Genomic DNA, 24,269 nt, shown 5'->3' with positions numbered 1-24,269 from the left:
GATGGCGGTGACACGGCGCCCTGCGCAGCGAAATAAAGGAGGAGCCAAGGGCGCAGCCCTTGGCGGGGGACATTCGCGGAGCAGGGCGCCGTGGCGCCGCCATCCGGCGAGGTGTTAGCGAGCAAGGTACTCATCACGCCGCTGCCGCCGAAGAAGTGGAGGAGGGAGGTGGCGGAGGTCCACGGCGCAACCCTTCGACGAACTGCAGGAAACTGTCGAAGGCGATGATCAGCACCAGCGCGCTGAGGAACAGCACCATCCCCGCGAAGCCGTGCAGGAAACCCTGGCCGGCTTCGTTGCCGAAGTGATAGGTGATGAGAGAGAGCGCGATCACGCGGATCACGTTCGCGGTGAAGGAGATCGGCACGATCAGCACCGCCAGCGTCACGTTGCGGAACAGCGAATCGCGCCGCACCAGGTTGAGGTACAGCAGGCCCAGGGCCTCTAGCGTCAGCAGCGTCTGCAGGCCCGCGCAGGCGTCGGCCACCAGCAGCATGTACTGCCCGATCTGCAGCACCACGCCGTTGCGGCCGATGGGGTAACCCACGGCATAGAGAATGTTCTCGGCCGCGTAGGACACGGCCATCTTCATCGGCATGGTCACCACGTCCACCACCTGCGGCGGCAGGGGCACCATGAACAGCATGAAGAACAGCGCGAACCACTGCGCCTTCAGCGCGGCCCAGCCGCGCAGCAGCACGATCAAACCCGCCAGCAGCCAGATCACCGAGCCGGACTCGAACACGCCGATGCCCTGCGAGCGGCCGATGGCGTACAGGAACAGCCCGAACACCACCAGCACCCAGCCGAAGGGGTTTCCCTTGCGCCCCTCGGCGGCCGCTTCCATGGCCTGCCAGTTGCGGTGCAGCAGCCACAGCGAGATGCCCAGCACGATGGGACCGTGGTACTGGTCGTCCTGCGCCCAGGGGCCGGTGAACAGGCCCACCAGGGTTGGCACATAGAGGACACACAAACCCAGCAGAATCGGTGCCCATTCAAGCAACTGACGCGCCAGCGTGCCGCTGGCCGCACCGGGAGAACGACCGATCGTGTTCACATCAACCTCGCGAAATCCGACGGCGCGCCGCGCCTTGAAGTGGGTGGCCGCCGTGGCAGGTTGCCTGGCGGTCTGGGTCGGGGGTTCCCGCGTTCACGCCGCGGTGCTGCACGTGCTGGTGTCGCCGTGGGACAAGCCGGTGCACATCGTGCTGTTCACCGTGGTGTCGCTGTGCGTGGGCTGGCTCATCGGCGTGCGCCGCGCGCGCGACCTGTGGCTGTGCTTCGGCCTGGCGCTGCTGGTGGGTGCCATTGACGAAGGCCTGCAGGCCTTCGACCCCACGCGCTCGCTGGACATGGACGACCTGCTGGCCAACGCGGTGGGCGCGGCCATCGGCACGGCGGTGCACGCGGTGCTGTGGCATCGGCGTGAGATGAAGGCCTTGCATTCCGAGGACTCCCTCAGCCGTCATTGAGCACGGCGCCCACGAGCGCCACACCCGTGTCTTGCAGGCGACGCGTGAACTCGCTGGCGCCGCGCAGGGGCGTGCGGTGGCGCCGCGTCACCATCAGTGCCGCGCCGGTGCGCGCGGCCATCATCTCGGCGTCGGCGCAGGTGCTGGCGTCGGGGGTGTCGATCAGCACCACGTCGCTCTGCTCCATGGCGTGCTCCAGCAGGTCGGCCAGGTTGGGCATGCCCACCAGCTCCTGCGGGTTGGGAGGAACCGCCCCGGCGGGCAGCACGCGCAGGCCCGGCAGACCCGGCACGTTCTCGATGACCTCCAGCCCGGCGCGGCCCGCGAGGATGCCGGCGAAACCCGCGCTGTGGCTGGTGTGGAAGAGCGCGTGCTGGCGCGGCTTGCGCAGGTCGCCGTCGATGAGCAGCGTGCGCTGGCCCTGCTGGGAGAAAGCCACGGCGAGGTTGGCCGCGAGGAAGCTGCGGCCGTCGCGCGGCTGGTGGCTCACCACGGTGAGCACCTTTTGCAGCGGGTCGCCGGTGAACCAGCGCAGCATGAGCTGGCCACGCAGCGCGCGCATCTGCTCGGCGACTTTGGAAAAGGGCTTGTAGGCCGTGACCAGTTCGCGAGAGAGCGTGCCTTGTCCGTCGCGCAGGTAACCGTAGTTGAACTGGGTGGACAGCGCGGCGTCCAGGTCGGGCCGCGCGATGAGCTTGAGCGCGATGGCCGCCTCGCCGAAGGGCTCGCCCTTGCTGCGCTGGCGCTCGATGATGGGCTCGATGTCCTGCTCGCGCAGCAGGCCGCGCGAGACCAGGATCTCGCCGATGGCGCTGGCCGGCTGGATGCGTTCGGGCGCGTTCATGCGGTGGCTCCCTTGCCCAGGCCGAAGCGCAGCGGGCGGATCATGCCGCGCGCCGAGCCCACCTGGCCCAGCAGTGGCAGGTCGCCCAGCGCGCTGAGGTCGTCGATGGAGCGCACGCGGCGGCGCGCGAACTCGAGCGCGGTGGCCAGCAACACGCCCAGCAGGCCGCCCAGGAAGATGGCGATGGCCACGTTCAGGCGCGTGCGCGGGCCCGAGGGCTCGGTGGGCGGTACCGCCGGGTTGAGCACCGAGATGTTGGTCTGGCTGGCCTGGCTCTCCAGCGTGCTTTGCGAGGCGCGCTGGCTCAGGGTGTCGAACAGGCGCTGGGCCGATTCGATCTCGCGGCGCAAAACGGCCATCTCGTCGCGCTGCTGGTTGAGTTCGAGCACGCGCGTCTTCTGCTCCTGCAGCGCCGCGCGCAACTGCGCCTCGCGCTGGCGGTTCACCTCGTAGGTGGTGGTGATGGAGCCGGTGATGCGGTCGGTCTCCGAACGCAACTGCTCGCGCAGCGCGTTCAACTCGGTCTGCATGCGCTGGTGCTGCGGGTGGTTCGCGCCCAGGTTGACGCTGGCCTCGGTGAGCTTGGCTTCCTGGCGCGCGATGTCGGCCTTCAGACCGTTGATCAGTGGGCTTTGCATTACCTCCGAAATGGAGTCGCCGTCCCTGTGCTGGCGCTTGCTCTGGCTGTCGGTGGTGGCGGCCTGGATGGCGGTGAGCTGGCTGCTGGTCTCGTTGAGCTTGGCGGTCTCGAAGTCCAGGCGCTCGTCGGTGGAGGTGATGCCGTGGCGCTGCTGGTAGTCGGAGAGCGCGCGCTGGGCGCGTTCCAGGCGCTCGCGCGCGCCGCGGGTCTGCTCGTCGAAGAAGCCGGCGTACTGGCGCGCCGGCTCGGTGCGCAGGTCCAGGTTGACGTCAACGTAGGCCTGCGCGAACGCGTTGGCCACGGCGGCGGCGAACTTCGGGTCGGTGCCGATGTATTCGATGTTGATGACGTTGCTCTCGCGCGAGGGCTTCACGTCGAGGTTGCGCTTGAGCAGCTCGGCCAGCCAGTCGATCAGGCTGCCGCGGCTGCCGGTGGCCTCGGCCCACTGGGCCTGGATGGCGGCGCTGCTGTCCATGCGCAGGTTGCGCACCACGCGTTTGGCGACGCGGTCGCTCTTGATGATGTCGACCTGCGTGGCCATGTAGCCCGGCGCCATCAGGCCCGCGAGCATCATGCCGCTCACCGGGTCGGGGGACTTCACGTCCAGCACCACGGAGGCGGTGGCGGTGTACTGCTTGTCGGCCATGAAAGAGACCACGGCGGTGGTGCCCACCACCGCCACGAAGGTGAGCAGCAGCACGAGCCAGCGCGCGCGCAGGATGAGGAAGAACTGATGAGGGGTCATGGCGCGGTCCGCTTCAGAAAAGGCTTTCGCGCACGTAGAGCACGTCGTTGGCCTGCACCTTGTCGTTCATGGCGGGCTCGATCTCCAGGATCGATCCGTCGGCCTGCTGGCGGTGCAGGCGCAGGCGGCTGAGCGAGCCGCGCGGCGTGGGGCCGCCGGCCTGGGCCAGGGCCTGCATCACGGTCATGCCGCGGTCGATGCGGAAGGAACCCGGGCGCTGCGCTTCGCCGAACACGTAGAAGGTGGGCGCGCGGTGCACGTAGACCACGTCGCCGCCGTGCAGCACGATGTCCTGCGCGCCGCCCGCTTTCAGGAAGAGGGCGGGCAGGTCGATCTCGGCGCGAAAGGGCTGGCCGTCGCGCTGGCCGGTGACGATGACGATGTCGTCGCCGGCGGGGCTGGCGCCGCCCGCGTTGGCGAGCATGTCGCTTAGGCGCGTGTTGGGGCTTTCCAGCGGGAAGCGCCCGGGGCGGCCCACCTGGCCCAGCACCGACACCTGGCTGCCGCGGATCTGCGTGAGCAGCACGGTGACCTGCGGGTTCTGCAGGAAGCCACCCGTGCGCAAGGCCTCGGCGATGCGCCGCTCGGCCGTGGCCACGGTGAGCCCGCCCACGCGCACGCTGCCGATCAGCGGGTAGCTGATGGTGCCGCTTTCGGTGATGCGGGTTTCCAGCGCGAGGTCGGGGTTCTGGAACACCTGGATGCGGATCACGTCGCCGGCGGCGAGCGGGTAGTCGCCGGAGGAGGGCGACTGCGCCCAGGCCGGTGCGCAGACCAGCAGCAGCGCGAGCAGGCGGAGCAGCCGGGTCATTTCAAGCCCTGGATGCCGCGTTCGAGAACGTTGGATTCTTCCTTCTTCGGATCTTCGGTGACCGAGGCCGGTGCGGTCGCCGCGGTCTCGCCGGGCGCGGCAGCGGCCTGCTCGAACTCGCCCACGTAGGTGACGGTGGTGGCCGCGCGCAGGCGCTTGATCTCGTTGTTCATGACCTCGACCGCGGTGCGGTTGCCCAGGTACTGGGCGATGCCGGCGCTGGCCTGGTCCTCGCCCACGGGCATGCTGCGCGAGGCCACCACGCGAATCACGGTGGCGTTGTCGCCGACCGGCACGACCAGGCTCTGGCCGTCCTGCAGGGCATGCAGCCTGGGCAGCAGGTCCAGCGGCACCTGCTCGGCCGAGCGTGTCGCACTGCCACCGGTGAAGGCGATGCCACGCTCGCGCAGCATGGCCACCACGTCTTCCATGCGGCGGCCTTCCTTGGCCATGGTCTGCAGTGTGTCCATCACGGGCGTGGCGTTGCTGATGCGCAGCTCCTGCAGGTTGAACACGCGGCGTTCGGAGAAGAGCGCGGGGTTGTCCTGGTAGTACTTGCGGATCTCCTCGGGCGTGGGCTTGGGCGCGGCCGACGTGACCTGCTGCAGGTACGCGCGCGCCAGCACCTCGCGGCGCGCCGCTTCCAGTTGGGCCACCACGTCGGGCGAGCGGTGCAGCTTCTGCTCGGTGGCCTGGTCCACGGCGAGCTGCTGGTCGATCAGGCGTTCCAGCGCCTGGCGGCTGGCGGCCTGCACCGCTTCCTTCGAATTGGCATTGACCGGCGTGCGGCTGAGGACCTGGTTGATCTGGTGCACCGAGATCTCGTTGCTGCCCACCTTGGCGGCCACTTGCGAGGCCTGCGCGGGCCCGCCTTCGTCGGCGTTGCCGCAGGCGGCCAGCAGCAGGAGGGAGGCGGCGCACAGCGCGCTCAACAGATGGCGCGACGGCGCCGGGGTGTGGCGAATGGTGTTCATGGGTAGGACTCCTGAAGGGAGATGGCGCGGCGCCAGTCGCGCCGTGGAAAGGTGTCTCAGGGCTTGAACAGGGGCTTGCCGTCGGCACCGGTGATGCCTTCCCAGCGCGTGACCAGCGTGGAGGCCACGGCCGGCGGCAGGGCCGCGTAGCCCAGTGACTGCGCGAGCTCGGCACCGTTCTGGAACGCCCAGTGGAAGAAGCGCAGGCTGTTGGCGGCCTGCTCGGGACGCTCGGGCTTGCGCGGCATCAGCACGAAGGTGGCGCCGGTGATGGGCCAGGCCTCGGGCGAGGTTTGCTGGGTCAGCATCTGGCCGCTGGAGGCGTTCCAGTCCACGCCCGTGCTCGCGGCGCGGAAGGCCTCGGTGCCGGGCGCCACCCACTGGCCCGCGGCGTTCTGCACGATCGCGTGCGTCAGGCGCGATTGCTGCACGTAGGCGTACTCCACGTAGCCGATGCTGTTGGACACGCGGGCCACCAGCGCGGCCACGCCCGGGTTGCCGCGGCCACCCGTGCCCAGCGGCCAGCCCACGGTGGCGCCTTCGCCGATGCGCGAGCGCCAGTCGCTGCTGACCTTGGACAGGTAGTTGGTGAAGATGAAGGTGGTGCCCGAGCCGTCGGAGCGGTAGACCGGCGCGATGGTGGCGTCGGGCAGCGGCAGGTTCGGGTTGAGCGCCTTGATCGCCGGGTCGCTCCAGCGCGTGAGCTTGCCCATGTAGATGTCGGCGAGCACGGCGCCGGTGAGGCGCAGCTCGCCCGGCTTGACACCGCGCAGGTTCACCACCGGCACCACGCCACCGATGAGCGCGGGGAATTGCAGCTGCGATTTGCGTTCGAGTTCCTCGTCCTTCAGCGGCGCGTCGGTGGCACCGAAGTCCACCGTGCGGCTGTCGATCTGGCGGATGCCGCCGCTGGAGCCGATGGCCTGGTAGTTGACCTTGATGCCCGTCTCGCGGCTGAAGGCCTCGGCCCACTTGGCGTAGGCCGGCGCGGGGAACGTCGCACCGGCGCCGGTGATGTCCTGCGCGTTGGCGCCGATGGCGGCGGCCGCGCACATCGCCAGCAACAGGGCCCGTGTCGTGTGGATCGGAGTCGCGAACATGGGACTGTCTTCTTTCATGCGGTGGTGCAGCAGGTGGGCGGCAGTCTAGGAATCCAGTACGTCAAATGTGTGACCGGGGCCGCTCCCCCATGGTCCATACGGCTCATGCCGGCACAGGCTGCGACAGCGGTGCATGCAATCAAAACGTCACCCCGGCTTCCTACGATCGCGCCACTTTCGAACGAACCCCTACATGGCTGCTCAAATCCTTGTGGTCGAAGACGAGCCGGCCATCCAGACGCTGCTCACGGCGAACCTCGTGCGGGCTGGCCACGCGGTGCGCTGCGTGGGCGGGGCCGAGGAAGCGCGCGAGCTGCTGCTGCAGTGGCGTCCCGACCTGCTGCTATTGGATTGGGAGCTGCCCGGCATGTCGGGGGTGGACCTGATCCGCGTGCTGCGCAGCGACCCGAAGCAGCGCGAGGTGCCGGTGATCCTGGTGTCGGCGCGCAACGAGGAGCGCGACAAGATCGCGGGCCTGGAAGTGGGCGCTGACGACTACATCACCAAGCCCTTCTCCACGCGCGAGCTGATCGCGCGCATCGGCGTGGTGCTGCGCCGGCGCGCGCCGCAGGCGAACGCCGAGGTGGTGCGCCTGGCCGGCATCGTGCTCGACCCGGCGGCGATGACGGTGAGCGCGGCGGGCCGGCCGCTGAGCATCGGCGGCACCGAGTTCCGTTTGCTGCACTTCCTCATCACGCACGCGGACCGCGTGTACAGCCGTTCGCAGCTGCTCGACCACGTGTGGGGGGCGGACTTCGTGGGGGACGACCGCACGGTGGACGTGCACATCAGCCGCCTGCGCAACGCGCTGCTGCCGGCGGGTCTGGATCGCATGATCCGCACGATTCGGGGGAGTGGGTACAGCTTTGCGCTGGCCGAGGGCGGGTAAGGCTCGCTGTGGCGGATCGCCGTTGCCTGGGTCTACTGAACAAGGGAACCCGATCGGGGGAAGTCACACCCAGATGCCGTTTTGGATGGGGATCGACCATGCTGATGGGCTTGAGGGGAAAGGGCTGGAACAACAAGAGGCAAGGGCTTGGCGGAACGCAGACGACCGCGCAGGCACATGCAGAACCAGGTGGCGGTGATGCGAGCGCGGACGCGCCGAAGGCCATCTGGGATCTCCTGAACGCAGCTCAGGCGAGTTCCCGGGAAGAGCTGGCAGCCGCGCTGCGCCGAGTGCCGGATGGCCGACTGGACCTCTCACAGCAAGGCCCTTTGACGCAGGAGGCGCTGACCCGATTGCTGTCCACATTGAGCGCGTCCTGCGGCCTGTCCGATGAACCCCTCATGAAGTGTTTGGTCCTGGGGCGCATCGACGACTTCGAGGCTCTCTGCCGGCACTTGCCGAAGCTGCGTGTCCTGGCATTGGACGTGTCGCGCATTCGCGTGCGGCGGGGCGAGCAGTATGTGCCGCCGTCCTTCGCTCAGATGGACTTGCTGAAAGAGCAGGTTTTGGCGTGCGATCGCCACTCGCCGCTGCAGACCCTGTATGTCGGCCGCCAAAACATGTTGGAGGGACAAACGGCGGAGTGGGAAGCATGGGTGTGGTACGACGACACGCCCAAGGTGCAGGTCGAACTCGTGTTCAGCTGCCTCCTGGCTGGGGAGCGAGAGGACATGCACCAGCACGCTTTCCACGATCTGCTGGTCAGCCGCGGCCTCGATCAACGCCGGGTAGATGCCTTTCTTGCTGATATCGGGTTCGCGGACATGCGCAAGCTGGACCTGGCCGACATGGCCGCGGACTCAGAGGGGTGGCCCGGACTCCAGCGCGTGCTGGCGAGTCCCGCCTGCCCCGTCCGGACCCTGGTGCTGCCACCGCCCGGCCATCCTGCCGTGGCGCGTTGTTTCGGGCTGACTCGGTTCAGCTGCGAGCCGGTTCCCTGTTACCTCGAGTCGCTCTTTGGCCAACCAGGCAAGGGGCAGTCGGGGCGCGTGCCGCTGGAGGTCCACCTCAAAGGCTGGGGCCAATCCGATTTGAATCGCCTGCCGCAGAACAAGGCCCTGGGGATTGCGGTGTCCTGCTACGTCATCTCGGAACCCGTGAACACGACGTTCGATCAGTTACTGGACATCGTGGACTGGCATCGCCCCACGCGCCTGGAGGGTCCGCTGGATGACGTTCAGTTGGCGCGTTACAGCGCCATGTGGTGGCAGCAACTGATTCGATCTGATATGAACCTTCGCGTGGACCTGCGCACCTGGCGCGAATTCAGCAACACCCGCCTGGAGTTCACGACAGCGAGGCATTCGTATTGCGACCGGCAGTCCTGGCTCCGTTTGCGCCAGGTGCTGAAGCAAGAGGGATGCCGTCTGGAGGTGGTGGCCTTCCAGCGCACCGAGGTGTCGCCAGCGCACGGTGGCAGGAAGGAGTTTCTGTCGGCATTTGTTGGCAGCAAACGCCTGCTGAAGCTCGACCTGAGCGAGTGGGGCGCCGAGCCGCAGGAGCGCGTGATCACAGGCTCGTCGGGCAACTTCCAGTACACCGGATTCGGACCGGAGGACATTGATCACTTGTCGTCCCTGCCGGTGCCGGTGCCGCCGGTGGTGATCGTGCTGAGTCGGGAGAGCCTCAAGGAGCTGAGGCCGCGGCTCGAGCCCTTGCTTGAGAAGGGCTGGGTGTTCGAGGATCCGTTCGGGCAGCGGGAATGGCTGGCGCATCACTGACAGGGACCCGGGCACGTTCGGGCCCTCACCGACGGGCCGGTCCCTGGCCTCAGGCGACGCCGCCGGCGTAGTCCGTTCGGACCATCCCCGACCCAAGAAGCGGCAGAAGCCTCCACCAAAGGCCCCGGTGTAACCCCATCTTCACGAGCGGTTCGTACGCTTGGATGAGCGGCGCAGCTTTGCGCACGACATCGCTTCGGAAGGTGTACCCATGTTTCACAACTTGCGTGCGCGGGCACGACACACCCGCGCCGTCGCCCGAGGCTTCACACTGCTCGAGCTGCTGGTGGTCATGGTCATCATCGGCCTGCTCGCCGGCTTCGTGGGGCCGCGCTTCTTCTCGCAGGTCGGCAAGTCCGAGGTGAAGACCGCGCAGGCGCAGATCACGGCCTTCGGCAAGGCGCTCGACCAGTTCCGCCTCGACATGGGCCGCTACCCCACCAGCGACGAAGGCCTGGGCGTGCTGGTGGAGCGCGTGGCGGGCGACCCGCGCTGGAACGGCCCCTACCTGAGCAAGGTGGCGCCGCCCGATCCCTGGGGCCAGGCCTACGTGTACCGCTCGCCTGGCGAGCATGGCGAATACGACCTGATGTCCTACGGCAAGGACCGCCAGGCCGGCGGCACCGGTGAGAACCAGGACATCGTGAGCTGGTGAGCGTTTCGCTCAGCACTGCCATGCGCTTTCGCATCAAGTCCTTCCAGCCCGACCTTCGGCTCGTCACGCAGACGGTGGACGCGCTCGACGAGGCCGAGGCGCGCCGCCTGATGGGTGAGCGCGGCCACGAGGTGGTCTCGGTGCGATCGGGCGAGGGGGCGCTGGGCGGTGGCCGTCGCCGCGCGGCGTTTCCCTTGGTGCTGTTCAGCCAGGAGCTGCTGGCGCTGCTGCGCTCGGGTGTGGGCATCGTGGAAGCGGTGCAGACGCTGGTGGAGAAAGAGAGCAAGGCCGCCACGCGCGAGGTGCTGGAGCGCATCCGCGCCGCCTTGCGCCAGGGCCTGACCTTCTCGGCCGCGCTGCAGGCGCAGCCGCACGCCTTCACGCCGCTGTACGTGGCCACGGTGCGCGCCAGCGAGCGCACCAGCAGCCTGGCCGAGGCGCTGGAGCGCTACGTGGACTACGCGCGCCGCGTGGACGAGATCAAGGGCAAGTTGATCAACGCGGCCATCTACCCGGTGATGCTGGTGCTGGTGAGCCTGTTGGTGATCGGCTTCCTGATGGTCTACGTGGTGCCGCGCTTTGCGAACGTGTACCAGGACATGGGCGACAAGCTGCCCTGGGCCTCGCGCTGGATGCTGCACTGGGGCCAGGCGGTGGAGCAGAACGGCATGGCGCTGGTGGTGGCGCTGGCCGGCGTGGTGGTGCTGGCGGCGTCGCCGCTGGGGCGTGGTGCGTGGGCGACGTTGTTGCAGAAGCTGTGGACGCTGCCCGCGATCGGTGATCGTCTGCGGGTGTTTCAACTGGCGCGGCTGTACCGCACGGTGGGCATGCTGCTGCGCGGGGGCATTGCGGTGGTGCCGGCGCTGGAGATGGTGCAAGGTCTGCTGTCTCCGGGCCTGCGCGAGAACCTGGCGGCCGCGAGTGCGCAGGTGCGCGAGGGTTTGCCGTTGTCGGGGGCGTTGGCGGCGCACGGGCTGACCACGCCGGTGTCGTTGCGCATGCTGAGTGTGGGCGAGCGCACGGGGAACATGGGCGAGATGATGGAGCGCGCGGCGGCTTTTCATGACGAGGAGCTGGCGCGCTCGGCGGAGTGGGCGACGCGGGTGGTGGGACCGGCGCTGATGCTGGTGATGGGGGTGTTGATCGGCGCGATCGTGGTGCTGATGTACCTGCCGATCTTTCAACTGGCGGAGTCGATTCAATGACTCGCTGCGGTTTTGGTGGTCGTGACGGTTTCATGCCGGCACCTCGCGGGATCGGGCGCCAGGGCGCTCTGCTCCGCGAATGTCCCCCGGACCGGGCACGCCCGGTCCTCCTCCTTTATTTCGCTACGCAGAGCGCCCTGTCACCCGATCAGCAAGCAACGGCGGCCAACAAGTCGTTGGTGTTCTTGTGCGCGGGCGGACCGAGGACGCTGGGTGGACGGCGTAGCGAAATAAAGGAGGAGGGCCGGCGCAGCCGGCCCGGGGGACATTCGCGGAGCCGTCCACCCAGTGGCCTCGGTCAACAAACCAAGCCGACGAGAAACAGGAAGGCAAAAAACAAATGAACGCCCCCGCCGACCTGCAAGCCCTGATCCCCGCCTTCGACCCAGAAAACTTGCGGCGTGCCAAGAAGGAAGCAGCGCAAAAAAACCTGCCTCTATCGGCCGTCCTCGAAGCCCAGGGCGAACACGCCGACTCGATCTCGCAGCGACTCGCCCGCACCGCCGGCCTGCCGTTCGCCGACCACCAACGCCTCAACGCGATGGTGCCCGCCTTCGATGCCTTGCCCTACGCCGAGGCCATGCAGCACGAGTGCCTGTTGATGCGAGAAAGCGAAGGCCAAGGCGTGCTCGTGGTCGCCGACCCCTTCGACAACGACCTGCTCTCCTGGGCGCAAGAGCGTGTGCGCCGGCCCATGGCGATCGTGGTTGCCTCGCGTGGTGACATCGAGGCCTACCTCGCGCGGCACGAAGAAGACCTGCGCGCCATGGACGGCCTGTCCACGATGACCGGTGAGGCCGATGAAGGCCATCGTGTCGAGGACATCTCGCTGCGCAGCATCAACGAAGACACCAGCCCCGTGGTGCGCCTGGTCAACTCCACCCTGTACGACGCGCTCAAGGCCGGCGCCAGCGACATCCACCTGGAGACCGGCCCGGGCGGCATCGCCATCAAGTACCGCATCGACGGCGTGCTCGCCACCGTGGGCTCCATCTCGGGCAGCGACACCGCCGACCAGGTGATCTCGCGCATCAAGGTCATGGCCGAACTCGACATCGCCGAACGACGCGTGCCGCAGGACGGGCGCTTCAAGGTCGCCGCGCGCGGTCGCGCCATCGACATCCGCGTCTCCATCATGCCCAGCATCCACGGCGAAGATGCTGTGCTGCGCGTGCTCGACAAGGAGCGCCTGGCCGGCGACATGAGCGGCCTGCGCCTGGACGTGCTGGGCTTCGACGCCACCACCATGGCCACGCTGCGACGCCTGTGCAACGAGCCCTACGGCATGGTGCTCGTCACCGGCCCCACCGGCAGCGGCAAGACCACCACGCTCTACGGTGCGATCAACGAGATCCACCACGGCCACGACAAGATCGTCACCATCGAGGACCCGGTGGAATACCAGTTGCCCGGCGTGCTGCAGATTCCGGTGAACGAGAAGAAGGGCCTCACCTTCGCGCGCGGCCTGCGCTCCATCCTGCGGCACGACCCGGACAAGATCATGGTCGGCGAGATCCGCGACGCCGAGACCGCGCAGATCGCCGTGCAGGCCGCGCTCACCGGCCACCTGGTGCTCACCACCGTGCACGCCAACAACGTGTTTGACGTGCTGGGCCGCTTCACGCACATGGGGCTGGACCCGTACAGCCTGATGGCCGCGCTCAACGGCATCGTGGCGCAGCGCCTGGTGCGCGTGCTGTGCAACGACTGCGCGGAAGAAGAGACGCCGGATGCCGACACCCTGGTGGCCCTGGGCGCGAAGGAGGGCGAGTACCTGCGCCTGCGCGCCGCGCGCGGCTGCGCAAGTTGCCGGGGCACGGGCTACAAGGGCCGCAAGGCCGTGGCCGAGCTGCTGGTGCTCGACGACGAGCTGCGCGAGGCCATCGTGCAGCGCGAGCCGGTGCGCCGCGTGAAGGAACTGGCCTTCGCCAAGGGCACGCGCGAGTTGCGCGACGCCGCGCTGGACCTGGTGCGCCGGGGCGAGACCACCTGGCAGGAGATCCAGCGTGTGGTCCGCTGAATCACGCCACCTGCGCGTGGCGCTGCTGGAGGATCGCCTGGTGTGCTCGCTCGGCGGCGCGGCCGCGCGCGAGACCGGGACCGACGCACCGGCCAAGGACGAGCCCGCGTGGCGGCCCGCCGTGGCGGCGCTGGTGCAGCAGTTGGCGCAGCAGCCAGGCCAGGTGGGCCGCGTGTCGGTGGTGCTGGGCTCCGCGTTCGTGCGCTGGCAGCTTGTGGACTGGCCGGCGCAGGCGGGCTCCGACAGCGAGTTGCAGGCCTTTCTGCGTTTGCGTTTTCGGGGCGTGTACGGCGCGGCCAGCGCGGCCTGGCGCCTGGCGCACGCGGTGGCCAGCCCGGGGCAGGCGCTGCCCGCGTGCGCGGTGGACGAGGCCTTGCCCGCGGCGCTGGCGCAGGCGGCGAAGGGCGCGAACGCGCGGCTCGTGTCGGTGCGGCCCTACGTGTCCTCGGCACTGGACCACTGGCGCGGCCAGTGGCGCGGCCACGCGGCGTGGGTGGCCGTGGTGGAGCCCGGGCATCTTACGCTGGCCCTGCTCGACGCGCGCGGCCACTGGCTGGGCCTGGGAACGGTGCGCTGCGCCGAAGGCGCCGCGTGGCGCGAGGCCCTGGCGGGCCTGCAGTCGCGACTCGCGCTGCAAGCCGCGACGCCCGTGCCCCGCGAGGCGCCGCTGTTCGTGGCCGGCACCGGCGCGGACACGGCCGGCGCGCCGGGCTGGCGCGCGCTCGTGCCCACGGGACGGGCGGCGCCGCAGGGCCTCGCGCGACTCGCCATCGGCATCTGAACCCGACAAGACCATGAAGCCGCTTCACATCGACTTCGCGCGCGCGCGCCCCTCCACCTCACCCTGGGCCTGGCTGGTGCTGGCCCTGGGCGCCGTGGGCCTGGCCCTGGCCCTGGGCGAGTACCTGGGCGCACAGGCGCAGTGGCAGCAGGCGCGCGAGGCGCACGAGCGCGACGCGGCGCCGGCGGGCGCCGCGCGCACCGGGTCGCGCGCACCGGTGGCGCCGGCCTCGCCCGAGGCGAGCCGCGCCGCGGCACGCGCGCAACTCGCGCTGGATCAACCCTGGGGCCGTCTGCTGGCGGAGCTGGAGTCGCGCGCCGACGCACCGGTGGCGCTGCTCACGGTGGAGGCCCCGGGTCGCGCGGCACCGATGCGCCTGATCGCCGAAGCGCGCGAGATGAACCACGCGGTGGCGTACGTCGAGTCCTTGCGCGGCTCGCCGCTGGTGAGCACGGCCACGCTGGCCAGCCACGAGCGGCGCGAGGCCGACGGGGTGCCCGTGATCCGCTTCACCGTCGAGATCGTGTGGGGAGGGGCCAGGCCGTGAAGCAGGGCGTGAACGATTGGTGGACCCACCCGCGCGCGCGCGCCTGGCGTTACCGGCTCGGTCGCCTCGGCTGGCCGATGTGGGCCGGGCTGGCCGCCATGCTCGCGGCCGTGGCCGCCGGGCCCTTGGTGACCGACCCGATGCGCGAACAAGCGGCCGTGTGGGAAGCCCAGGCGCAGCAGGCGCGGCGCGAACGCGCGAGCCGTCCGGCCGATGCCGCCGCCACGGCGCAGCGCCAGGCGCAGGACTTCGTGGCCACGCTGCCCGCCGGCGACGCGGCCCTGGCGGCGGTGCAGGACCTGCACCGCCTGGCGCAGCAGCACGGCGTGGTGCTGGCCTCGGGCGAGTACCGCCTGGTCGACGAGGCCTCGGGCCGCTGGCAGCGGTACCAGATCACCCTGCCCGCGCAGGCCGGCGACATGTCGCTGCGCCTGTGGATGGCCGAGGCCCTGAACCGCTGGCCCACGCTGTCCCTGGACGACTGGAGCGCCACACGCGACCAGGCCGGGCAGGAACTCGTGCAGGCGCGCGTGCGCTGGTCGTTCTATTTGCGGGCGCCTTCATCATGAGCCGCAACAAGTCTTCCCTCGGCCTGTGGGCGGCGCTGGCCGCCACGCTCGCGGCCACCTGGTACGCGGCGGACATGGAATCGACCGAGTCATCCGATGAGGCCTTGAGCGTGCCCGAGCGAGCGGCGCGTCCGCTGCCCACGGGCGTGGTGCCTGCGCCGGTGATGACCGGTGAGCCCGTGGCCGTGGCCGCGCCCACTGCGTTCAGCATGCCCCGCGGCGAACGCATGGCGCCGCCGCGCGAACCGCTGATGGCGCCGCGCGGCTGGCAGCCGCCCGCACCACCACCGCCCGTGGCCGTGGCCCCGCCCCCGCCCACGGCGCCGCCGCTGCCCTACCGCTACCTCGGCCGCCTGGAAGGCGGCGAGGGCGGCACCACCGTGTTTCTCGCCGAAGGCGCCAGTCCGCAGGCCCGCCCGCTGGCGGTGCGCGCGGGCGACCGGATCTCGCAATACCAGGTCGAAGAAGTCAGCGCGCGCGGCATGACGCTGATCTACCTGCCCCTCAACCAGAAGCAGCAACTGCTGTTCGGAAGCACCCCGTGAATGCCGTGTCGATGAATGCCCCGTTGAACGCTCCTTCTCACCTTGCGTCCCCGCGCGCCTGGTCGCTGCTGGCGCCGCTGCTGTTCGTGCTCGCGGGCTGCGCCGCGAACCCCGCCATCGAGGAAAGCGAGGCGCTGCTCGCCTCGGGCCGGCTCGACGAGAGTGTGCTGCGCCTGGAAAGCGCCATGCGCGAAGCCGGCAACGACCGAGAGCTGCGCGCCGCCTACTACCGCCAGCGCGATCTCGTGTCGGCGCAACTGGTGGCGCAGGCCGAGACCGAGCGCCTCAACGGCCGCCTCGCCGACGCGCGCGCGCTGTTCGAGCGCGCCCAGCGAATCGACCCCAACAGCCCGCGCGTGCGCGACGGCCTGATCGTGCTCGACAACGAAGCCCGCGTGTCCAGTGGCCTGGACGAGGCGCGCGCGCTGATCGGCAAGCAGCAGAACGAGGCCGCCGAGCGCAAGCTGCGCGAGGTGCTGCGCATGGCCCCCAGCCACGCGCAGGCGCGCCGCCTGCTCGATCGCCTGCGCGCCGAGGCGCCGCGCCCCAGCCTGCCGCCCACGGCGCTGTCCGAGGCCCTGAGCAAGCCCATCACGCTCGACTTCCGCGACGTGCAGATCAAGGCCGTGTTCGACCTCATCGCGCGCACCACCGGCCTGAACTTCGTGTTCGACAAGGACGTGCGCGCCGACACCCGCGTCACGCTCTTCGTGCGCGACACCAGTGTGGAAGAGGTGATTCGCCTCGTGCTCACGACGAACCAGCTCGAGCGCAAGCTGCTCAACCAGAACACGCTGATGATCTACCCGGACACGCCAGTGAAGAAGCGCGAGTACCTGGAGCTCGTCACGCGCAGCTTCTTCCTGGCCAACGCCGACGTGAAGCAGGCGCAGACGCTGATCCGCACCCTGGTGAAGACGCGCGACATCTTCATCGATGAAAAGCTCAACCTGGTGATGGTGAAGGACACGCCCGACGCCGTTCGCCTGGCCGAGCAGCTCATCGAGTCGCTCGACATGGCCGAGCCCGAGGTGATGCTGGACGTGGAGGTGCTGGAGGTCACGCGCAACCGGCTGCTGGAGCTGGGTCTGCGTTTCCCCGACCAGATCAGCTACGGCCGGCTCACGCCGGACCTGAGCACCACCATCGTCAACGAGGGCGTCACGCAGAGCAACGTCACGCCCGGCGGCAAGCTGGCCGAGGGTTTCGTGGATCTGCGCAACCGCACCGGCCTCACGTCCTTCGTGGCCAACCCGGCGGTGGTGCTGAACCTGCGCAGCGAAGCGGGCAGCGGCAACACCCTGGCCAACCCGCGCATCCGCGTGAAGAACCGCGAGAAGGCCAAGATCCACATCGGCGACAAGCTGCCGGTGTTCACCACCACCTCCACCGCCAACGTCGGTGTGTCCTCCTCGGTGTCCTACCTCGACGTGGGCCTCAAGCTCGACGTGGAACCCAACGTCTACCTGGACAACGAGGTGGGCATCAAGGTGGCGCTGGAGGTGAGCTCGGTGGTGCGCGAGATCACCGGCCCGGCCAACGCGCTGGCCTACCAGATCGGCACGCGCAGCGCGGGCACGGTGCTGCGCCTGCGCGACGGCGAAACGCAGGTGCTCGCGGGCCTCATCAGCGACGAGGAGCGCAGCGCCGCCAACCGCCTGCCGGGGCTGGGCGACCTGCCCGTGGTGGGGCGCCTGTTCTCCAGCACGCGCGACAACAACGGCAAGACGGAGATCGTGCTGCTCATCACCCCGCGCGTGGTGCGCAACGTGACGCGTCCCGAGAGCGCGGACGCCGCGATGCCGGCCGGCTCCGAATCGAGCGTGGGCACGCTGCCGCTGCAGCTCAAGCGCACGCCGCCGCGCAATCTCTCGCTGTCGAGTTCGAGTGGCGGCGCGCGTGGGGCGCCACCGGCCAGCGAACCGCCCGCAGCGCAGGCCGCACCGGCGCCAGCTCCCCCGGCCGGCGACGGCACGGGCCGTGAGGTGCGCGACGCGCCCGCCGGACAGCCCGCGCAGGGCCAGTCAGGCCAGCAGGATCCGGCCGCGCAAGGGCAGGGCGATGCGCCCGCCGCCGACGGAGCCGCGGCACCGCCGCCCGCCGTTGCCGAGCCCGCCGCTCCGGCCTCTCCGCCCGCGACGCCTTCATCCATCACGCTCACGCCGGTGGCGCCACTGACACCGGCCCCGCCCGCCGGGCAATCGCCATGAACCGGCCCGCGCGCGGCTTCACGCTCATCGAACTGGTGGTCACCGTGGCCATTGTGGCGGTGCTGGCCAGCGTGGCCGTGCCCCTGGTGGAGGTGCAGGCCCAGCGCGCGCGCGAGGTGGAGCTGCGCGGCGCGCTGCGCCAGATCCGCGAGGCGCTGGACGCCTACAAGGCCGCCTACAGCGAGGGCCGGATCCAGAACCGCGTGGGCGCCAGCGGCTACCCGCGCTCGCTCGACGAATTGGTCAACGGCGTGCCCGACGTGCGCAGCGCCGAGGGCGCCAAGCTCATCTTCCTGCGCCGCGTCCCGCGCGATCCCTTTGCGGCCGAGGGCGACACGCCCGCCGCGCAGACCTGGGGCCTGCGCGCCTACGGCAGCCCGCCCGACGCACCCATGGCCGGCGAGGACGTGTTCGACGTGTACTCGCTCTCGCCGCGCCGCTCGCTGCGCGGCGAACCCTACCGGAACTGGTGATGAAAGCGCGCGGCTTCACGCTCATCGAACTGCTGGTGGTCATGGCCATCATCGCCACGCTGCTCACGCTGGTGACGCCGCGCTACTTCGCCCAGGTGGACCGCGCCCGCGAGGCCGCGCTGCGCGAGACCCTGGCCGTCACGCGCCAGGCCATCGACCGCTTCCATGGCGACCACGACCGCTACCCGTCGAGCCTGGAGGAACTGGTGGAGAAGCGCTACCTGCGCAGCCTGCCGATGGACCCGGTCAATGAACGCAACGACACCTGGCAGATCCTGCCGCCGCCGGGCCGCGCCGATGGCGAGGCCGTGGCCGGTGGCGTGTGGGACCTGCGCAGCGGCGCCGAGGTGGAGGGCAAGGCCTATGGCGAATGGTGAACACCCTCTGTGGCGTGCCGCGTTGGCGTCGCGGGGCAGACAGCAGCGCGGCGTCGGTTACCTGCTCGTGCTGTTTGCGATCGCGGCCATCGGCATCGGCCTGGCCAGCACCGGTGAGGTGTGGTCCGCCAGCGCGCAGCGCGAGCGAGAGACGCAACTCCTCTTCGTGGGCCACCAGTTCCGGCTGGCCTTCGCCTCGTACCGCGACCGCAGCCCACCCGGCACGCCCACCGCGCCGACCACGCTGGCCGAGCTGCTGGAGGACCGGCGCTTTCCCACCCCGGTGCGCCACCTGCGACGGCTCTGGCGCGACCCGATGAGCGACAGCACCGACTGGGGCCTGGTCGTGGCGGCCGGACGCATCGTGGGTGTGCACAGCCGCGACGAGCGCGAACCCCTGCGCACCGCCTTCGCCAAACGCGACGCCGAGCTCGCGGGGCTTGGCTCGTACTCGCAATGGGTCTTTCGGGCGGCCGATGCGGCGCCGCCCGTGGCCACACCCGCCAACAACACCAACACGCCGACCACACCCGGAGGACCTTCATGAACAGCAGCCCGACCCCGTTCTTCCGCCTCAAGGCCAGCGACCTCGAGCACCTGCTCATCACCATCGAGAAATCGCTGGAGGTGCAGACCCGAACGCAGTTCTATCTTTGGGCACAGGGTGCCTTGCAGGGCTTCGTGCCGCACGAAGCCTTGTGGTGCGCCTGGGGCGACGTGGACGCCATGCGCCTGAAGGTGCAGATGTTCGCGCGTGGCGTGATCAACCCCCGCGTGGAAAGCCAGATGACCAACCCCACCGACGGCGTGCTGCCGCGCATGGTGGACGACTGGCTGCGCGGCGGGCGCGCGCCGCGCCTGCTCAGCAGCGAAGGCGGCGAGCAGACCGGCCGGCGCCAGCTCATCGGCGACCTCCAGCGCTGCGGCTTCGACCACGTGGCCGCGCACGGCGTGCGCGAGGTGCAGGGCGACTACGGCAGCTTCTTCGTCTTCGCCGGCCTGGAGCGCCAGCCCGACCAGCGCACCGCCTACCTGCTGGAGTTGTTGATGCCGCACATGCACCTGGCGCTGCACCGCATGCGCCAGCGCGAGGCCGATGAAAGCTCCACCGAAATGGCGCCGGTGACCATCCTGTCCAAGCGCGAGATCCAGGTGCTGCATTGGGTGCGCCACGGCAAGACCAACTTCGAGATCAGCCAGATCCTGGGCATCAGCCCGCCCACGGTGAAGAACCACGTGCAGAAGATCATGCGCAAGCTCAACGTCAACAACCGCGCGCAGGCAGTGGGCAAGAGCGCCACGCTGCGCCTGGTGACGCACACCGACCTGCAAGAGGTCGCACGCTGATCGATCACCTGTCATCAATCACCATCTGAAAGAACTATTGGCGCCGCGGAACCCGCGCGGCGGGTCGCAACCTTCGGTTCCTAAAGTCCATCTCGTTCAACGAAGAACCTGCACGCAGCGGTTTTGAGTTGGCACCGGCAAGAAGTTCCTTCACTTCCACACCCTCAGGACAGGACCCGACACATGAAACTGAAACTGATTGCGGCCGCGGCCGCCCTGGCGCTCTCCGGCGCTGCCAACGCTGCCATCGACGTCGGCACCGACGGCGCTGGCGATTTCTTCCTCACGATGTGGGACGGCTCCAGTTCCTACACCATCGACCTGAACCTGCAACAGAACACGCTGAACACCGACCTGGCCAACCCCGCCGGCTACAGCTTCAGCCTGAACCTCGCGTCTGACGCCCTGTTCAACAGCTTCATCGCCGGCGCCAACCTGGGCAGCCTGTCGTGGAACCTGACGGCCGTCGAGACGCAGGGCGCCGACACGGTGACCCAGACGTACTCGGTGCTGCCGCCCACCGGCATCTCCAACGACAACGGCCGCACCATGGCCGCGGGCGTCGGCGCCTTCGCCGGCCTGGTCAACAACGGCATGACCGCCCAAGGCAGCGCCAACTCGGCCGTCTTCGCGGCCAACACCCCCGGCTACGCCAACAACCCGCTGGGCCAGAACCCCTTCGGTCCCAACAACGGTGGCCTGCTGAACTTCAACAACAGCGGCTCGCTGGCGAACAACAGCTTCGAGTCGGGCCTGGGCCTCGTGAGCATGGCCTTCCTGGCCACCGGCACCGCCAACTCGATCTACTCGCCCCTGTCTGGCGCCCTGAGCCCGGTGCGCGTTTACATCGGCCCCGACTACACCCTGCACATCGCCGCCGTCGCCGCCGTGCCCGAGCCCGAGACCTACGCCATGCTGCTCGCCGGCCTGGGCCTGATGGGCGCCATCGCCCGCCGCCGCCGCCAGCAGCAGGGCTGAGCCCCTCCCTCCTCGTATCCCCCCGAAGGCCACGACGCGGGCCTTCGGTGGGGTGCGATCGCCTCCGCATTTTTCCCTTACCCCTGGAGATTTCCATGAAACTCAAGCACCTGAGCCTTGCCTGCGCCGTGGCCTGCGCCGCCGTTTCCGCCCAGGCCGTCGGCCTGAACGACCCCGCCAACGCCGCCGCCAAGGCCATCGTGGACGACGCCGTGGCCAACGGCCGCGTGATGTACATCTCTGGCGCCTCCGCTGTGCAAGGCGGCCTGGGCCAGATCGCCAGCTCGCTGTTCACTGGCACCAACTACTTCTTCATTCCGTCCGCCGCCACCGGCCGCAGCAACAGCGACTACCGCGCCTACGCCGGCAAGCTGACCACCGCCGCCGGCACCTGGGCCGCTGGCACCAATGTGATCATCGTCAACCGCGCCCGCGGTGGCTCGGTCTGGGGCGTGAACCCCGTGGCCCGCGCCGAAGTCATCGAGACCCTGGCCGTGACCTCCGCTTCCTGCTCGGGCGGCTCCGGCACCTCCGCCGCGCCCTTCACCTGCGACACCCTGACCACGCAGAAGCCTGACGCCGGTGTGTCCGACGTGGCGCCCTTCCTGTTCGATGGCGCCTTCAACACCGAAGGCGAACCCGCCGAGCCCGCGCTGAGCCCGTCCGAGCTGGCCACGCTGACCGCTTCGCCGCTGTACGCCCTGGCCTTCGGCCTGCCCGTGACCAGGAACGTGCCCACCACGGTGTCGTTCAACAAGGCCAAGGTCGCCGCGATCATGACCGGCAACGTCGGCACCTGGAACCAGATCGACGCTGCGCTGCCCGCCGACGACATCCTGGTCTGCCGCCGCGTGAACGGCTCGGGCACCCAGGCCGTGGCCAACATGTACTACGGCAACTACCCCTGCGACACGGGCACCCGCCTGAACGTGCCGGCCGACCGCGAAGCCGGCGCCGCCTGGGACTTCGTGAACAAGTTCGTCGTCGAAGGCGACACGGGCGCCCTGAACGTGGTCGAGAACTCGTCCTCGGGCAACGTGCGCACCTGCCTGGACACCGCCGCCGTGTCCGCAGGCAAGCCGTTCAACGCCGCCGCCAACCCGGCCACGGAAGCGGGCTACACCGCCTACAACACGGCCGACCGCGCCGGCAACACCGTGCGCGTGCTGTTCCGTGACGGCCGCCCGCACAAGGCCGTGGGCGTTCTGTCGATGGACAGCCTGAGCAGCTCGACCACCACCAGCAACTGGAGCTTCCGCTCGCTGGACGGCGCTGGCGAGATCACCTGGACCGGCGCCATCGCCACCCCGCCCGTGGTGAGCGGCACCGGCAAGCACCCCACGCTGGCCAACCTGATCGACGGCACCTGGGACATGCAGGGCTGGATCTCCTTCAACCTGCCCAGCTCCACCACCGGCAACAAGGCCGCGCTGGCTGCGAACTTCATCGCCGCCGCCCGTTCGCCTGCGGTGCTGAACGCTCAGTCCGGTCTGCGCTGGGTGGCCGCTGGCATCAACGGCACGCCTGACCCGACCGGCACCGGTCAAGTCCAGCGCGTGGCCTACGTCGGCAACGACCAGTGCGCGCCGCTGAACCTGAAGTGATGGCTGTTCCCTCTCGGCCGCGAGGCTGAGGGGTGTTCAAAGGCAAAACGCGGGCGACCGCGTTTTGCCTGTTTTTGTTTCGCAGTGTTGTGTTGACCCATCCGGTGACGAGAACAACGATGACGAGGAACAGCAAACACCGGTGGCTGGCCTGGGCCCTGGGATTGGCCGCGCTCTGCGGCATGGCTCGCGCGCAGGACGCGCGCTTCGACGTGCTCGAATTCCGTGTCGAAGGCGCCACCCTGCTGCCCGCGCAAACCATCGAGCGCGCGGTGTACGCCCACATGGGCGAGCAGAAAACCCTGGCCGACGTGGAGCAGGCGCGCGAGGCGCTGGAGAAGGCCTACCACGGCGCCGGCTACCTCACGGTGCTGGTGAGCATTCCGCAGCAGCGCGTGGACGACGGCGTGGTGCGCCTGCAGGTGACCGAGGCGCCGGTGGACCGGCTGCGGATCACCGAGTCGCGCTTCTTCAGCCCCGAGGACATCAAGGCCGCCGCCCCATCGCTGGCCGAAGGCGAGGTGCCCAACTTCCAGGACATGCAGGGCGAGCTCACCGCGCTCAACCGCAGCCCGGACCGTCGCATCACGCCCGTGCTGCGCCCCGGCAAGACGCCTGGCACGGTGGAGGTGGACCTGAAGGTGCAGGACCGCTTCCCGTTCCACGGCAGCGTCGAGCTGAACGACCGTTACAGCCCTGACACGTCGCGGACACGCGCCAGTGCCAGCCTGCGCTGGGACAACCTCTGGGGCCGCCAGCACAGCATCGGCCTGACCGTGCAGACCGCGCCGGAGGAACCCGACGAAAGCCAGGTGTTCTCGCTCAACTACACCTGGCCGCTTTCTGGTGGAGGCTTTCTGGCCTTGTACGGCATCCGCTCCGATTCGGACGTCTCGGCGGTGGGCACGCTCAACGTGCTGGGCCGAGGCACCATCCTGGGCGCGCGCTACATCCGCCCGCTGCCCGGCAGCGACAGCTTCTTTCACAGCGCCAGCTTCGGCATCGACCACAAGGACTTCGACCAGTCCGTCAACCTCATCGGCAGCGGCGGCTTCAACACGCCCATCGCCTACACGCCGTTCACCATTGGCTGGGACGGCACCTGGCTCGCCGAGCAGCGAACCACGCGCGCGGGCGTCTCCTTCAATTTCCACACCAGTGGCCTGGGCGCCAGCGAACAGGAGTTCGCCGACAAGCGCTTCAAGGGAAAACCGTCCTACGTGTACCTGCGCGGCAACGCCTCGCAGGAGCGCAGCTTCGAGAACGGCTGGGGCCTGAACTGGCGCGGCAGCTGGCAGCTCTCGGGTGGCCCGCTGATCTCCAACGAGCAGTTCGCCATCGGCGGCGCGGACACGGTGCGCGGCTACCTCGAATCGGCTGCGCTGGGCGAGGAGGGCTACGCATTGAGCCTGGAGGCCCTCACGCCGAGCTTGCACAGCCGCCTGGGTTCGGTGGCCGAGGCCTTCAACGAACTGCGCGCGCTCGCCTTCGTCGACGCGGGCCATGTGCGTGTGATCGACCCCATCACCGAGACGAGCAAGTACGGGCTGTCCAGCGTGGGCCTGGGCCTGCGCGCCAAGGGCAACAACGGCCTGCAGGCCGCGCTGTGGTGGGCCTACCCGCTCAAGGCCTTGGGCAACACCGCGCGCGGCGACCACCGATTGCATTTCAGCCTCGCCTACGAGTGGTGAGCAGGAGAACC

At 69.4% G+C, this 24,269-nt stretch carries 24 protein-coding genes; 18 read left to right on the top strand and 6 right to left on the bottom strand.

What is annotated here, in order from left to right:
- Positions 1-133: 133 nt before the first annotated feature.
- Positions 134-1,057: an exosortase B gene (xrtB, locus tag BN948_RS13490; RefSeq protein ID WP_009518448.1), complete on the bottom strand. Its 924-nt coding sequence runs from the start codon at positions 1,055-1,057 to the stop codon at positions 134-136.
- On the opposite strand from xrtB, the gene BN948_RS25695 reads away from it, so the two are divergent.
- A complete protein-coding gene (locus tag BN948_RS25695; protein ID WP_158515841.1) occupies positions 1,050-1,472 on the top strand; it encodes a VanZ family protein in 423 nt (140 codons plus the stop codon). The genes xrtB and BN948_RS25695 overlap by 8 nt on opposite strands.
- Here BN948_RS25695 and epsG read toward each other — a convergent pair.
- Genes epsG through pstS form a run of 5 tightly spaced genes read right to left on the bottom strand, consistent with a single transcriptional unit; the run spans position 1,459 to position 6,586 of the window.
- Positions 1,459-2,316, bottom strand: a complete 858-nt coding sequence (gene epsG, locus BN948_RS13480; RefSeq protein ID WP_009518446.1) for a chain length determinant protein tyrosine kinase EpsG — start codon at positions 2,314-2,316, stop codon at positions 1,459-1,461. The genes BN948_RS25695 and epsG overlap by 14 nt on opposite strands.
- Positions 2,313-3,701 carry a chain length determinant protein EpsF gene (gene epsF / locus BN948_RS13475; RefSeq protein WP_009518445.1) on the bottom strand — a complete coding sequence of 463 codons (1,389 nt, stop codon included), beginning with the start codon at positions 3,699-3,701 and terminating at the stop codon, positions 2,313-2,315. Before epsF ends, epsG begins: the two co-directional genes overlap by 4 nt.
- A 13-nt stretch (positions 3,702-3,714) precedes the next feature.
- Positions 3,715-4,512 carry a polysaccharide export protein EpsE gene (epsE, locus tag BN948_RS13470; protein ID WP_009518444.1) on the bottom strand — a complete coding sequence of 266 codons (798 nt, stop codon included), beginning with the start codon at positions 4,510-4,512 and terminating at the stop codon, positions 3,715-3,717.
- Positions 4,509-5,486, bottom strand: a complete 978-nt coding sequence (locus tag BN948_RS13465; protein WP_009518443.1) for an EpsD family peptidyl-prolyl cis-trans isomerase — start codon at positions 5,484-5,486, stop codon at positions 4,509-4,511. Before BN948_RS13465 ends, epsE begins: the two co-directional genes overlap by 4 nt.
- 56 nt (positions 5,487-5,542) lie before the next feature.
- The gene (pstS, locus tag BN948_RS13460) at positions 5,543-6,586 is read right to left on the bottom strand and encodes a phosphate ABC transporter substrate-binding protein PstS (protein WP_035622087.1); all 1,044 of its coding nucleotides are present in this window, start codon (positions 6,584-6,586) and stop codon (positions 5,543-5,545) included.
- Positions 6,587-6,779: 193 nt separating this feature from the next.
- Between pstS and BN948_RS13455 the strand changes: the two genes are divergently transcribed.
- The 17 genes from BN948_RS13455 (at position 6,780) to BN948_RS13375 (ending at position 24,258) form a co-directional block, all read left to right on the top strand.
- On the top strand, positions 6,780-7,475 hold the full coding sequence (locus tag BN948_RS13455; RefSeq protein ID WP_009518441.1) for a response regulator: 696 nt from the start codon (positions 6,780-6,782) through the stop codon (positions 7,473-7,475).
- Between the two features lie 98 nt (positions 7,476-7,573).
- Positions 7,574-9,256, top strand: coding sequence for a hypothetical protein (locus BN948_RS13450; RefSeq protein WP_009518440.1), 1,683 nt, complete (start codon positions 7,574-7,576; stop codon positions 9,254-9,256).
- Between the two features lie 211 nt (positions 9,257-9,467).
- The gene (gspG, locus tag BN948_RS13445) at positions 9,468-9,911 is read left to right on the top strand and encodes a type II secretion system major pseudopilin GspG (RefSeq protein WP_009518439.1); all 444 of its coding nucleotides are present in this window, start codon (positions 9,468-9,470) and stop codon (positions 9,909-9,911) included.
- A complete protein-coding gene (locus BN948_RS13440; protein ID WP_236953861.1) occupies positions 9,908-11,116 on the top strand; it encodes a type II secretion system F family protein in 1,209 nt (402 codons plus the stop codon). The genes gspG and BN948_RS13440 overlap by 4 nt, the downstream gene beginning before the upstream one ends.
- 340 nt (positions 11,117-11,456) lie before the next feature.
- Positions 11,457-13,136 carry a GspE/PulE family protein gene (locus BN948_RS13435; protein ID WP_009518437.1) on the top strand — a complete coding sequence of 560 codons (1,680 nt, stop codon included), beginning with the start codon at positions 11,457-11,459 and terminating at the stop codon, positions 13,134-13,136.
- Positions 13,123-13,917 carry a hypothetical protein gene (locus BN948_RS13430; protein WP_009518436.1) on the top strand — a complete coding sequence of 265 codons (795 nt, stop codon included), beginning with the start codon at positions 13,123-13,125 and terminating at the stop codon, positions 13,915-13,917. The genes BN948_RS13435 and BN948_RS13430 overlap by 14 nt, the downstream gene beginning before the upstream one ends.
- Positions 13,918-13,930: 13 nt before the next feature.
- Positions 13,931-14,464 carry a PilN domain-containing protein gene (locus tag BN948_RS13425; protein WP_009518434.1) on the top strand — a complete coding sequence of 178 codons (534 nt, stop codon included), beginning with the start codon at positions 13,931-13,933 and terminating at the stop codon, positions 14,462-14,464.
- A gap of 8 nt (positions 14,465-14,472) precedes the next feature.
- Positions 14,473-15,033, top strand: a complete 561-nt coding sequence (locus tag BN948_RS13420; protein ID WP_138820034.1) for a hypothetical protein — start codon at positions 14,473-14,475, stop codon at positions 15,031-15,033.
- The gene (locus BN948_RS25690) at positions 15,030-15,578 is read left to right on the top strand and encodes a hypothetical protein (RefSeq protein ID WP_009518432.1); all 549 of its coding nucleotides are present in this window, start codon (positions 15,030-15,032) and stop codon (positions 15,576-15,578) included. The genes BN948_RS13420 and BN948_RS25690 overlap by 4 nt, the downstream gene beginning before the upstream one ends.
- A 23-nt stretch (positions 15,579-15,601) precedes the next feature.
- Positions 15,602-17,788: a secretin and TonB N-terminal domain-containing protein gene (locus BN948_RS13410; RefSeq protein ID WP_202901772.1), complete on the top strand. Its 2,187-nt coding sequence runs from the start codon at positions 15,602-15,604 to the stop codon at positions 17,786-17,788.
- Positions 17,785-18,261: a type II secretion system protein gene (locus BN948_RS13405; protein ID WP_009518430.1), complete on the top strand. Its 477-nt coding sequence runs from the start codon at positions 17,785-17,787 to the stop codon at positions 18,259-18,261. The genes BN948_RS13410 and BN948_RS13405 overlap by 4 nt, the downstream gene beginning before the upstream one ends.
- Positions 18,261-18,638: a type II secretion system protein gene (locus BN948_RS13400; RefSeq protein WP_009518429.1), complete on the top strand. Its 378-nt coding sequence runs from the start codon at positions 18,261-18,263 to the stop codon at positions 18,636-18,638. Before BN948_RS13405 ends, BN948_RS13400 begins: the two co-directional genes overlap by 1 nt.
- Before the next feature lie 67 nt (positions 18,639-18,705).
- Positions 18,706-19,185 (top strand): type II secretion system protein, encoded by a 480-nt coding sequence (locus BN948_RS13395; RefSeq protein WP_138820036.1) that lies wholly within the window; start codon positions 18,706-18,708, stop codon positions 19,183-19,185.
- The gene (epsA, locus tag BN948_RS13390; protein ID WP_009518427.1) at positions 19,182-19,985 is read left to right on the top strand and encodes an XrtB/PEP-CTERM-associated transcriptional regulator EpsA; all 804 of its coding nucleotides are present in this window, start codon (positions 19,182-19,184) and stop codon (positions 19,983-19,985) included. Before BN948_RS13395 ends, epsA begins: the two co-directional genes overlap by 4 nt.
- Before the next feature lie 183 nt (positions 19,986-20,168).
- A complete protein-coding gene (locus BN948_RS27280; RefSeq protein ID WP_009518426.1) occupies positions 20,169-20,963 on the top strand; it encodes a PEP-CTERM sorting domain-containing protein in 795 nt (264 codons plus the stop codon).
- Positions 20,964-21,058: 95 nt separating this feature from the next.
- Positions 21,059-22,567 carry a hypothetical protein gene (locus BN948_RS13380; protein WP_009518425.1) on the top strand — a complete coding sequence of 503 codons (1,509 nt, stop codon included), beginning with the start codon at positions 21,059-21,061 and terminating at the stop codon, positions 22,565-22,567.
- Between the two features lie 119 nt (positions 22,568-22,686).
- Positions 22,687-24,258, top strand: a complete 1,572-nt coding sequence (locus BN948_RS13375) for a ShlB/FhaC/HecB family hemolysin secretion/activation protein (protein WP_009518424.1) — start codon at positions 22,687-22,689, stop codon at positions 24,256-24,258.
- The last annotated feature ends 11 nt before the right edge of the window (positions 24,259-24,269 follow it).

Origin of the sequence: Hydrogenophaga intermedia, from assembly GCF_000723405.1 — a bacterium.
Classification (GTDB): domain Bacteria; phylum Pseudomonadota; class Gammaproteobacteria; order Burkholderiales; family Burkholderiaceae_C; genus Hydrogenophaga; species Hydrogenophaga intermedia.
Note: the sequence above shows the minus strand (reverse complement) of the source record. Positions and strands in the feature narration are given on the sequence as shown.

Coding starts and splice junctions, on each gene's coding strand:
- epsG (WP_009518446.1), bottom strand. CDS start 2,316: ATGAACGCGCCCGAACGCATCCAGCCGGCCAGCGCCATCGGCGAGATC.
- epsF (WP_009518445.1), bottom strand. CDS start 3,701: ATGACCCCTCATCAGTTCTTCCTCATCCTGCGCGCGCGCTGGCTCGTG.
- epsE (WP_009518444.1), bottom strand. CDS start 4,512: ATGACCCGGCTGCTCCGCCTGCTCGCGCTGCTGCTGGTCTGCGCACCG.
- BN948_RS13465 (WP_009518443.1), bottom strand. CDS start 5,486: ATGAACACCATTCGCCACACCCCGGCGCCGTCGCGCCATCTGTTGAGC.
- pstS (WP_035622087.1), bottom strand. CDS start 6,586: ATGTTCGCGACTCCGATCCACACGACACGGGCCCTGTTGCTGGCGATG.
- BN948_RS13455 (WP_009518441.1), top strand. CDS start 6,780: ATGGCTGCTCAAATCCTTGTGGTCGAAGACGAGCCGGCCATCCAGACG.
- BN948_RS13450 (WP_009518440.1), top strand. CDS start 7,574: ATGCTGATGGGCTTGAGGGGAAAGGGCTGGAACAACAAGAGGCAAGGG.
- gspG (WP_009518439.1), top strand. CDS start 9,468: ATGTTTCACAACTTGCGTGCGCGGGCACGACACACCCGCGCCGTCGCC.
- BN948_RS13435 (WP_009518437.1), top strand. CDS start 11,457: ATGAACGCCCCCGCCGACCTGCAAGCCCTGATCCCCGCCTTCGACCCA.
- BN948_RS13425 (WP_009518434.1), top strand. CDS start 13,931: ATGAAGCCGCTTCACATCGACTTCGCGCGCGCGCGCCCCTCCACCTCA.
- BN948_RS25690 (WP_009518432.1), top strand. CDS start 15,030: ATGAGCCGCAACAAGTCTTCCCTCGGCCTGTGGGCGGCGCTGGCCGCC.
- BN948_RS13405 (WP_009518430.1), top strand. CDS start 17,785: ATGAACCGGCCCGCGCGCGGCTTCACGCTCATCGAACTGGTGGTCACC.
- BN948_RS13400 (WP_009518429.1), top strand. CDS start 18,261: ATGAAAGCGCGCGGCTTCACGCTCATCGAACTGCTGGTGGTCATGGCC.
- epsA (WP_009518427.1), top strand. CDS start 19,182: ATGAACAGCAGCCCGACCCCGTTCTTCCGCCTCAAGGCCAGCGACCTC.
- BN948_RS27280 (WP_009518426.1), top strand. CDS start 20,169: ATGAAACTGAAACTGATTGCGGCCGCGGCCGCCCTGGCGCTCTCCGGC.
- BN948_RS13380 (WP_009518425.1), top strand. CDS start 21,059: ATGAAACTCAAGCACCTGAGCCTTGCCTGCGCCGTGGCCTGCGCCGCC.
- BN948_RS13375 (WP_009518424.1), top strand. CDS start 22,687: ATGACGAGGAACAGCAAACACCGGTGGCTGGCCTGGGCCCTGGGATTG.